The organism is Roseovarius gaetbuli, from assembly GCF_900172365.1.
In the GTDB taxonomy this organism is placed as follows: Bacteria; Pseudomonadota; Alphaproteobacteria; order Rhodobacterales; family Rhodobacteraceae; genus Roseovarius; species Roseovarius gaetbuli.
This window is the reverse complement of record NZ_FWFJ01000080.1, coordinates 1-5971: the sequence shown is the minus strand read 5'-3', so window position 1 is coordinate 5971 and position 5971 is coordinate 1. Positions and strand designations below refer to the sequence as shown.

Sequence of the window (5971 nt, the reverse complement as noted above, 5' to 3'; positions counted from 1 at the left end):
CGTCCTGCGTCCTGCGCCCACTTGAATGGGCAGGACTGCTTGTCGAGACCCGCGAGGAGCGCGAGGGCAAGCACGTCCATCACGTGTTCAAGACACCGCTCTGGCGGAGCGCGATGAAGCTCAACACGGACGACATGCTGCGGCCCGTTTCTCTTCAGTAGAGCACCTACGCACTCGGCCCAAAGCCGACCTTGGGCTGTCGTTTGACCGTTGCCGTGCAGCATTCGCATTGCGGACATTGGAAACCCTGTGCAAACTTCTTCCAACAATGGACGAAGACAGAGAGGCCTAACTGTGAAACGTGAACCAAACCTGATCATTTCAAGCGCATCACAGCACATCGTTGTGGACGGTGTTCCTTTCAAAGTAGACATCTGTAAGCTGGAAGGTGGAGATGGATGGTCGTTAGAAGTCGTGACTGAGGATGGGACATCCATCGTATGGGATGATCTCTTTGATGACGACCAGGCAGCATTTCAGGAAGCTTTGACAACTATACGAAAAGAAGGTCCCAAAGCTTTTGTCAGAGGCGATTCAAACATCATTCCTTTTAAACGTTAGGCCGACACGACCGGCCCAAACCTGCCATTCGTTTATCTTGCAGTTCACGGCAGCTTCCAGAGCAGAACGGACATTCAAGAACGTTTTGGACTATGATCCCACTCGACAAAGGAGGTCAGGAAAGTGGCACGGCAGGTGACATTCCAGAGAAACCCGACTTTACTGGCAGGCAATGTCTGCCCCCGACTGAACAAGGAATAGATAGAATGAGCAAACTTTTCTCGCCGTGGATGCTTGGGCCGCTAAAGTTAGAGAACCGGATCGTCATTGCGCCGATGTGCCAATACTCCGCCGTCGAGGGCAACGCTCAGGACTGGCACCTGATACATCTGGGCAACCTTGCCCTGTCAGGGGCGGGAGTTCTCGTCATCGAGGCGACGGCTGTATCGCCCGAAGGGCGGATTACACCGGGTGATCTGGGCCTATACTCCGACGACAACGAAACCGCTCTTAAACGCGTTATGGATGCGGTGACAAAATACGCCATCTCGCCAGTGGTTATCCAGCTTGCCCATGCCGGGCGCAAGGCGTCCAGCAGTGCGCCATGGGATGGCGGAGCGCAGATTCTTCCGGATGAACCCGGCGGCTGGAAAGCGGTCGCACCATCCGCATTACCGCATACACCGGGAGAAGACGCTCCTATAGCGCTCGACCAAGCGGGGCTGGACAAGGTACGGGAAGACTTCGCCTCATCTTCCCGGCGAGCGGTGGCCCTCGGCTTTCGGGGTATCGAAGTGCATATGGCGCACGGATACCTGCTACATCAGTTCCTGTCACCCATCGCAAACCAGCGCACGGATTCCTACGGCGGCAGTCTGGAAAACCGGATGCGCTTTCCCTTGGAGGTCTTCGACGCAGTCAAGGCCGCCGTCACTGAAGACTTCCCGGTCTGGGTTCGCGTGTCTGCGACAGACTGGGTGTCGGGCGGCTGGGACATAGAGGACACGGTCGCATTCTCTAAGGCCCTTAATGACCGCGGTTGCGCAGCAATTCATGTCTCTTCGGGGGGCGTGTCGCCTGAGCAGCAGATCCCATTGTCCGACGGCTACCAGGTACCTTTGGCCGCGAGAGTGAAGGAGGCAGTCGGATTGCCGACCATAGCCGTAGGTCTCATCACCGACCCCGCCCATGCGGAAGCGATCCTGGATAAAGGCGATGCTGATGCTATCGCTCTTGCGCGGGGTATGCTCTACGATCCGCGCTGGCCGTGGCACGCCGCAGCGGAATTGGGGGCAGAGATCGATGCCCCGCACCAATACTGGCGTTCACAACCGCGCGAGTACAAGACGCTCTTCAAGAACGCCAAGGTCGGTCAAAGGTAAGTTACTTCGGAATAGAGGGATTGAAGGCGAATGCCTTACCAAAAGCTTTGCGAGTGCCTACAGGAAGCAATTTGCTGAAACCGCATCTCATGCGAAGTCAACGCAGCCAACATGGCGCACTAGCCTACTTTGCTGAGCGCCGAAGAGACGGCCGGTTTGTCCATGATGCATACCTGCGAGCCTAACGCAGCGAAGGACCCGCCTTCAGCCCTTTTCTGCATACGGTCGTTAACGGCGTATTCCGTTGAAAAACTCGCCTGATCGCTCGAAAGGGCAAGATCAGCAGAATATTGTCCCGCTAAAACGCCATTCTGGAAGTACCGTTTGTCAATTGGCCTGTGACGAGAACAGTGTTCCAAGTTTCCGAGGCGATTTTGGCGTAGCGGAGTTTTTCAACAGAATAGGCCCTTACCGGACGTCCACGCGCCCGATGGTCGCCGCGGGGCAGCTTCTCCGAAGCAGACCGACGGTCATCTGCCCTGGGCGCCTCTGCGCAGCCAGTCATGGACGAAGACAAGCTTTTTCTGAGCGGCGTGAGACACCACGAATGGATACACATCATCCAAGCCCATGGAGCGATTGGCGTGATTGATGATCTTGACGGCCTCGAACGCGGCCCAAAGCAACGACATGGTGTCCGGTTCCGCGTAGGCATCCCAGTCGGCATGCGGCAACCCCGGCAGAAAGAGGCCCGCCGAAATCGCACTGTCCGTGATATCGGTCAGATGGAGCAGATGCGCAGCCGTTTCCGCCCAGTCCTCATGGGGATGGGCCGATGCATAGGTCGTCAGGTAGCTCTGGCTCCAGTCGTCCGGCGGGCCGTCGTGGTAGTGCCGTTGCAGCGCCGCTGAATAGTCGTCCCTTTCGTCGCCGAAGACGCTGCGAAACGCCTCGAGGAAGTCGGTGCGCAGGCTGAGGCGCCACCAGAGCATATGCGCGATCTCATGGCGGAAATGGCCGATCATGGTGCGATATGGTTCTTCGAGCGCTTCGCGTCGCGTCGTGCGGAGGACCGGATCGGCTTCGGCGACGCTGATCGTGACCACGCCATTCATGTGCCCCATCGCTGCAGGGGTCGGGCCGTCATCGAGCATGTGAAAATACGGCGGCGTTCCGCGATCTTCCGGGCGAAACCAGTGCCAGCGTCCGAGATTGTCCAGCACCCAACGCTTTGCGGCCTCGGTTTGCGCCCAGTTGGCCCGCGTGTCGGGATTGGACGTATCTGGATGGACCGTGGTCATGGCACAGGAACGGCACGGCGCGCCGTCTTTGGGTGCGATCCAGTTGCATCCGATGATCTCGCGGTTGACGCAAAAGGGCGGCGTCGGAATGAACGCGCGGGCGTGCGGATCATAGGCGACCTGGGTTCCGTCCGCCGTGGCAAGGTTGTGAAACCAAAGCGAGCCCGCCCCGACCGGATTGAAAAAGACGTGCATGAAGGACGTTCTCCCGATGTTTCTTGTTACCGCTCAATACCCCAAGCCGAAGGTTGACGGCCACACGGTCAACCAAATATTCTCGGATGACCGGAAAGGACAACACCCAATTTCCGGCGAAGTGACAACAGACCAAAAACCCGAAGGCGGATCGACACCGAACTTCAGGCTTGGGCTGCTGCCAGCAAACGGCGTTATGACTTATGCCTCGCCATCATCCGGAAGGTAAGCGCCATCTTCATCGTGCACTTCCAGGCCGGTGACCGGAGGATTGAAGGTGCAGACCAGGCGCATGTCTTCGGTGCCACCTCTCAGTGTGTGCTGATCGTGGTTGTCCAGCGCATACAGCGTTCCGTCGGTGATCTCGTGCGTCTCTCCTGTGGCCTTGTCAAGAATGCTGCCGTTGCCGGAAACGCAGTACACCGCTTCGAGGTGATGCTTGTACCAGAGATCCATCTCAGCACCTGCGGGGATGATGGTTTCATGCATGGAGAACCCCATGCCGCCTTTCTTGAGCAGCATCCGGCGGCTTGTCCAGCCCGGACCGTTTACTTCGCGTTCCGTGCCGATCATGTCCTGAACTCGAACGACTTTCACTTTGAATTACTAAGCATTATCTGCGAGCTGCGATTAAAACATCGCTGCGCGATAGGGGCAACCACCATATTAAAAACATCACGAAAAACCACACAGCTAGCAATTAAGATTCTGTTATTGTGGTATTTCCTTTAAAATTGCGATCTTTGGGGCGAGTATTAAGAAAGCCTTTTTGACAGTTCTTCGGGTTCGCATTATGCTTCAGTTACTAAAGCATATACTGGCATCTACAACGGTGGCGTGCCAAGCACTCTGCCAAACTTGTGAAGACATCCAAAAGGAGAAACGCAATCTTGAAATCGTCAGAAGCCCCCATCGAGAAGGACGTCTCGGGCTGGACCGACCCGACCCTCGACTCCGTCCGCGGAACGGAAGCGCCCAAGGACCCGAACAAGGGCTACGTCGCTCTGCTGGGCTGGAGCGTCAACGCCATCAAGGCGGCCCAGACATTCGATCGTCGCTACATCGTGGTCGCGCCCGATTGGGCGGCCGATTTCTGCCTGGCCAACAACATCCCGTTCATCTCGTGGGACTTCGCGCGGCTGAACGACAGATCCATGGAGATCGCCCAGCGACTCAAGGACGAGGGCGTGGATGTGTGCATTCCCCTGTTCGAAGAAACCGTCGAATGGTCCGGCGCCATCAACTCGGTCCTGATGGATCAGCCGCGCATGTACGGGCAGTCTGTCTTGTTCCGTGACAAGGCCCTGATGAAGCGCCGCGCCCAGCTGGGTGGCATCCGCGTGGGCATCTTCGAGGAAGCCCACGAAAAGGACGACGTCATCCGTTTCATGAAGCGGGTGAACCAGACGCTGCTGAAACTCGACGGCGACCCGGACGATCCGATCCATGTGAAGGCTTTCGACAAGGCTGGTTGCCTTGGACATCGTATGATCCGGACAGTCGAAGATATCGACAATATCCCGGGCGAGGAATACCCGCTTCTGATGGAAAGCCATCTGGACGGGTGGGAGTTCGCAGTCGAGGCGTGGATTCACGACGGCGAAATCAAGTTCCTGAACATCTCGGAATATGTGACGCTGGGATATTCGGTCTTCGTGCCCGCCACGCACGAGCTGGAAAGCTGGCGCAATGCGATTACCAAGCAGATCGAAAAGCTCATCAAGACCTTCGACATCAAGTTCGGTCAGATTCACCCGGAATACTTCGTGACGGCCGACGGGGAAATGTACTTCGGTGAGGTTGCCTACCGTCCACCCGGTTTCAAGGCATTCGAACTGATTGAAAAAGCCTACGGCTTTAGTGCATACCAGGCGTCCATCCTCGTCTTCGATCCCAAAAGCACCAAGGAAGAGGTAGACGCCTTTTTCCCGCGTGCGGTGGAAGACGCAAAAGGCTGCGCGGGCTGCTTTGGCGTGTACCCCCGTCGTCGCGTGGTCAGTGCGCTTGAGATGCCCAAGGAAACAACGGAACACCCGTATTTCGACTCGCACGAACTGGTGGCCCCCACACAGGAAACCGTGCCGGATCGTTCAGCCTTTGGGACACACTGGGGGTTGGTGTTCTTCTTCGGGGACGACCCGATCACAATGCGCGACCTGCTCAAGGCGCAAGAAGAGTTGGACTTTTATGTCTAAGCAGGGTGCTGGTGTCATCGAAACCTCTGCCTGACACCACAAGTCTTTGGCTTTACCTGGACATTGCCCTGACAGCATAGGGCCACTGACATGGCTCGCATCGGTATCTGCCCTCGGCGCTCGTTGGGGGCAGATACGTAACGCACATGAGTACTGGAAAAAGCAGGCGTTTGTGGCGGTCAGAACAGCCAGCGGACTTTCCATTGCATAGACGCAAGGGGCAATCTGAGTATGTTTTTGCAGTGATCCACATTGAACGCTGCAGACTTTGAAAAGTCCTGCTTCTGCGCATTGCTGACCTTGGTGGCTGGTGCAGCATGGTAGGGCGTTTGTTGATTGTCACTGAGAACTGACCCGGGATTGTCACCGAGACTTGACCCACCCAGTTGTTATGTTCTTTGCGTCATGATGGCGTCAATGCTGCTGTCTCCTTTCGTTTCTTTTTCGCTGTCTCGGA

At 56.7% G+C, this 5971-nt stretch carries 6 protein-coding genes; 4 read left to right on the top strand and 2 right to left on the bottom strand.

All coding sequences use genetic code 11. The annotated features are described in order from the left end of the window. The first annotated feature begins 11 nt into the window (after positions 1 to 11). The 3 genes from ROG8370_RS21680 to ROG8370_RS19205 all read left to right on the top strand — a co-directional run bounded on the left by ROG8370_RS21680 (position 12) and on the right by ROG8370_RS19205 (position 1883). Positions 12 to 161: a hypothetical protein gene (locus ROG8370_RS21680; protein WP_503128346.1), complete on the top strand. Its 150-nt coding sequence runs from the start codon at positions 12 to 14 to the stop codon at positions 159 to 161. A 133-nt stretch (positions 162 to 294) separates the two neighbouring features. Further along, on the top strand, positions 295 to 561 hold the full coding sequence (locus ROG8370_RS19210) for a hypothetical protein (RefSeq protein WP_085828745.1): 267 nt from the start codon (positions 295 to 297) through the stop codon (positions 559 to 561). A gap of 206 nt (positions 562 to 767) precedes the next feature. Beyond that, positions 768 to 1883: an NADH:flavin oxidoreductase/NADH oxidase gene (locus tag ROG8370_RS19205; protein ID WP_085828747.1), complete on the top strand. Its 1116-nt coding sequence runs from the start codon at positions 768 to 770 to the stop codon at positions 1881 to 1883. A gap of 470 nt (positions 1884 to 2353) precedes the next feature. On the opposite strand, the gene ROG8370_RS19200 is transcribed toward ROG8370_RS19205, so the two are convergent. Next, positions 2354 to 3319, bottom strand: a complete 966-nt coding sequence (locus ROG8370_RS19200) for a zinc-binding metallopeptidase family protein (RefSeq protein ID WP_085828744.1) — start codon at positions 3317 to 3319, stop codon at positions 2354 to 2356. A 201-nt stretch (positions 3320 to 3520) separates the two neighbouring features. Next, on the bottom strand, positions 3521 to 3916 hold the full coding sequence (locus ROG8370_RS19195; RefSeq protein WP_085828743.1) for an ectoine synthase: 396 nt from the start codon (positions 3914 to 3916) through the stop codon (positions 3521 to 3523). A gap of 293 nt (positions 3917 to 4209) precedes the next feature. Here ROG8370_RS19195 and ROG8370_RS19190 point away from each other — a divergent pair, with 293 nt between their 5' ends. Continuing rightward, complete coding sequence (locus tag ROG8370_RS19190; protein ID WP_245827541.1) at positions 4210 to 5514, top strand: ATP-grasp domain-containing protein; 1305 nt, start codon at positions 4210 to 4212, stop codon at positions 5512 to 5514. Positions 5515 to 5971 lie beyond the last annotated feature (457 nt).

Coding starts and splice junctions, on each gene's coding strand:
- ROG8370_RS19200 (WP_085828744.1), bottom strand. CDS start 3,319: ATGCACGTCTTTTTCAATCCGGTCGGGGCGGGCTCGCTTTGGTTTCAC.
- ROG8370_RS19205 (WP_085828747.1), top strand. CDS start 768: ATGAGCAAACTTTTCTCGCCGTGGATGCTTGGGCCGCTAAAGTTAGAG.